Origin of the sequence: Roseburia sp. MSJ-14 (genome assembly GCF_018918225.1) — a bacterium.
Taxonomy (GTDB): Bacteria; Bacillota; Clostridia; order Lachnospirales; family Lachnospiraceae; genus Petralouisia.
In genome coordinates, this window is the sequence record NZ_JAHLQD010000024.1 from 1 (window position 1) to 3,812 (window position 3,812).

Sequence of the window (3,812 nt, forward strand, 5' to 3'; positions counted from 1 at the left end):
GCATTCTCGGGATCTCCGCCTACGAACTGAACTACCTTGACCTGATAGAGAGCGCCTTCTTCAGCAGCTACTTCGGGAACAACGATGGAGTAGATGCCGTCCTCACCCTTTGTCATTGTGTAAGAATCGGGATCGGGGCTCCAGCCGGTGGAAACAAAGTTAGCGGAACCTGCGAGTACGAATACGTCCTCAGCGGGCTTGGGCTCGGTTGTGGGAGTCTCAGTGGTGGGAGCCTCGGTGGTGGGAGCTTCTGTTGTAGGAGCTACGGTTGTGGGAGCCTCAGTGGTGGGAGCCTCAGTGGTGGGAGCCTCAGTGGTGGGAGCCTCAGTGGTGGGAGCCTCAGTGGTGGGAGCCTCGGTGGGCTCTTCGGTAGTGGGAGCTGCGGTTGTGGGCTCCTCTTCGGGGAGACCGAGAACCTTGCGGACTTCCTTGGGAGAAGCGAGCTTCTTGTGCTCAATGTCCATATTGAGCTTTACCTTGTCATAGCGGATAAAGTCAACGGGGCAGCCGTTGTCAACGTCGGTCTTGTCGGGGTTAGCCGGCTCAACTGTGCCGCCGTTGATGATGTCAGCGTTGTCCTTCATGTACTGGTCGTAAACTTCCTGAGGAGTAACGCCGAGCTTCTCCATGATCTTCTGGTTGCTCTCAAGCTGGAAGTAACCAACGTTGATGAAGTTGGTCAGATAATCCTTGAGAGCGTTGGAGAGCATCTGAGCCTTGGGCTGGTTCTGCGGGAACTGGCCGTCAACAAACTTACCTGTGGAGAGGACGTTAGCCTTTGTTACGAGATCGCTGTGGTTCTTCCAGTGAGCAAAGTAGTCGCTCTTAGCGGAGTTCGCAGCGTTCTCTCTGGTCGAGATGGGATCGTCAAGTACGACTGTGTCGCCGAGGCAGTCAGCAGTCATGTTGACGTCAGCGGTCTGGAAGCCGCCGTTAGCTGTGGTGGAGAAGAGTACGCCGTAATCCTTACCGGGCTCGGTCTCCATGTAGCGGTAGTAGTAGAGCTTTACCTTCTTGCCCTTGTCGTCAACCTCTGAGTAGTGGTTGATGGACATCTCGCTGTTGATGTCATAGAAAACGGTCTTGCCTTCACCTGTATATGTGCACTGACCGGGCTTGGTTTCCCAGCCGGGATCAAAGAACTCTTTTTCATTGCCGTATACTGTATAGGGGTTGCAATAAACAGGCAGTGTGTTGTTGAGCTTGTTGATCTTCAGATTGCTCCAGTCGCCCCAAGTGCCGTCGGGGAACTCGAAGTAAATCTTCTGCTCGCCGACAGCCTCACACTCTTCCTTTGTCGGTCTCGGAAGAGCGCTCGCGGTAATCGAAAAAGCAGATGCTGCCATTAACGACGCAAGAGCGACGCTAACCAGCTTGATGGACTTTTTCATTGTGTTTTTCCTCCTTTTAAATTAACTCATATTTTGAGTAACTACATTATAGCTTAATTTAATCAATTTTACAAGGGTTTTTCATGAAAAATATGACGAAATTTTAATTTCTTGTGAAACGGAAGTGAAAAAGATTTCATCATATTTCAAAACGCCGCTCCTCATGCGGAGAAAATAAAACTCCCACTTGACAAACCACTCCATATTCTGTAAAATTTAGAGGTACATATGCTTATAAATGAAAAGAGGCTATAAATAATGGAAAACACCAAAAAGACGATGGAAAAAATCGTAGCTCTCTGCAAGGGCAGAGGCTTTGTCTATCCCGGCTCCGAGATTTACGGCGGCCTTGCCAATACCTGGGACTACGGCCCTCTGGGTATGGCGCTCAAGAACAACATCAAGGCGGCGTGGCTCAAGAAGTTCGTTCAGGAGAACAAGTACAACGTCGGTCTTGACGCGGCGATCCTGATGAATCCGCAGACATGGGTCGCATCGGGTCACGTTGGCGGCTTCTCCGACCCCAAGATGGACTGCAAGGAGTGCAAGACCCGTCACCGCGCCGACGACCTTATCGAGGACTTCGACGGCACCAACGTCGCGGGCTGGAGCAACGAGCAGATGACCGACTACATCAACGAGCACCAGATCCCCTGTCCCAACTGCGGCAAGCACAATTTCACCGAGATCCGTCAGTTCAACCTGATGTTCAAGACCTTCCAGGGCGTTACCGAGGACAGCAAGAACGAGCTGTAACTCCGTCCCGAAACCGCCCAGGGCATCTTTGTCAACTTCGCGAACATCGCCCGCACCACCAGAAAGAAGCTTCCCTTCGGCGTATGCCAGGTAGGCAAGTCCTTCCGCAACGAGATCACTCCCGGCAACTTCATCTTCCGCGTGCGCGAGTTCGAGCAGATGGAGCTTGAGTTCTTCTGCAAGCCCGGCACCGACCTCGAGTGGTTCGACTACTGGAGGAGCTACTGCCGCGACTTCCTCTACGCTCTCGGCATCAAGGAGGAGAACCTCAGACTCCGCGACCACGATCCCAAGGAGCTCGCGTTCTACTCAAAGGGCACGACCGACTTCGAGTATCTCTTCCCCTTCGGCTGGGGCGAGCTGTGGGGTATCGCCGACAGAACCGACTACGACCTCAACCAGCACATCAAGGAAAGCGGCCAGGCTCTCGATTACTTCGATCCCACCGACAACACTCGCTATGTTCCCTATGTCATCGAGCCGTCGCTCGGCGTAGAGAGACTTTTCCTCGCGACCGTTGTGGAGGCTTACGACGAGGAGCAGCTTGACGAGAAGGACAGCCGCGTTGTAATGCGCTTCCACCCCTACCTCGCGCCCTTCAAGGCAGCGGTTCTGCCGCTCTCAAAGAAGCTCAGCGACAAGGCTGACGCGGTCAGAGAGCAGCTCGCCAAGGACTTCATGGTCGACTTTGACGACGCCGGCTCAATCGGCAAGCGTTACCGCCGTCAGGACGAGATCGGCACTCCGTTCTGCGTAACCTACGACTTCGACAGCGTAGAGGACGGCTGCGTGACCGTCCGCGACAGAGATACGATGCAGCAGGAGAGAGTCAAGATCGACGAGCTCAACGCGTACATCTCAGAGAAGGTCAAGTTCTGATAAAACCATATAAATAATCAAAGCGGAAAGGTCTGAGCCTTTCCGCTTTTGTTTTGCCTTATTGAGCGTCGGGACCGAAGATCCTGAGAATCTCGTCCTTGTGCGCCATTATTGTGTCATAGCCCTCCTGGATTGTTTCGTCAACGCTGTCGATCGCGAAGAGCTGGGTGTTCTCGTTCTTGATTTCAATAGCCAGATCCGCGAGCTTCTGGGACTTGCGGGTGCCGTCGATGGAGTAAACGTCGAGGGCGCGCCAGATGACCTTGATCAGACCGTCCAGACCCGCGTCGGGGTCGTACGCCATGATGTCGAAGCCTATCGCGAGAACCCTGCCGACGCCCATGTCCTTGAGCACCTTGACGGGCAGGTTGTCCTTTGAACCGCCGTCGATGAAGTTGTAGTTGCCGTAGTCGCAGGTGGTGTAGATCGCGGGGAATGACATGCTCGCGCGCACCGCAACGTCGAGCGGCACGTCTGTGAGGTAGTGAATGTGGTCGTTCTGCAGGTGCTCGTTCTCGGTGAGGAAGATGCATTCGTCGGTGGTAAGGGTGTCGACGGTGCAGATCGAGAGGTTGATCGGCAAATCACGGAAGCCGCGTATGCCCTTGAGGAGCATTCCTTCCTTTATTACGTCAGCAATGAGCTGTCCGTCTTTGATACCGTCCTTGTCGACCTTCTTGTTGATGATAAATGTGGCGAGCGCCTTAAAAATCAGCCCGCTGTCTATTTCGGCGAGGGTTTTCCAGTGCTTTTTCGCGAAGTACCGCCTGTCTCTTATACACATCT

At 53.7% G+C, this 3,812-nt stretch carries 2 protein-coding genes and 1 pseudogene; 1 reads left to right on the forward strand and 2 read right to left on the reverse strand.

The window, feature by feature from the left end:
* On the reverse strand, positions 1-1,391 hold a 1,391-nt coding region (locus tag KQI83_RS09835), incomplete at its 3' end, for a hypothetical protein (protein WP_216557153.1).
* A gap of 258 nt (positions 1,392-1,649) precedes the next feature.
* On the opposite strand from KQI83_RS09835, the pseudogene KQI83_RS17220 reads away from it, so the two are divergent.
* Positions 1,650-3,026, forward strand: a pseudogene (locus tag KQI83_RS17220) (glycine--tRNA ligase).
* Between the two features lie 58 nt (positions 3,027-3,084).
* On the opposite strand, the gene KQI83_RS09845 reads toward KQI83_RS17220, so the two are convergent.
* Positions 3,085-3,812 (reverse strand): patatin-like phospholipase family protein (locus KQI83_RS09845; RefSeq protein ID WP_216557156.1); only part of this gene is annotated, 728 nt, incomplete at its 5' end.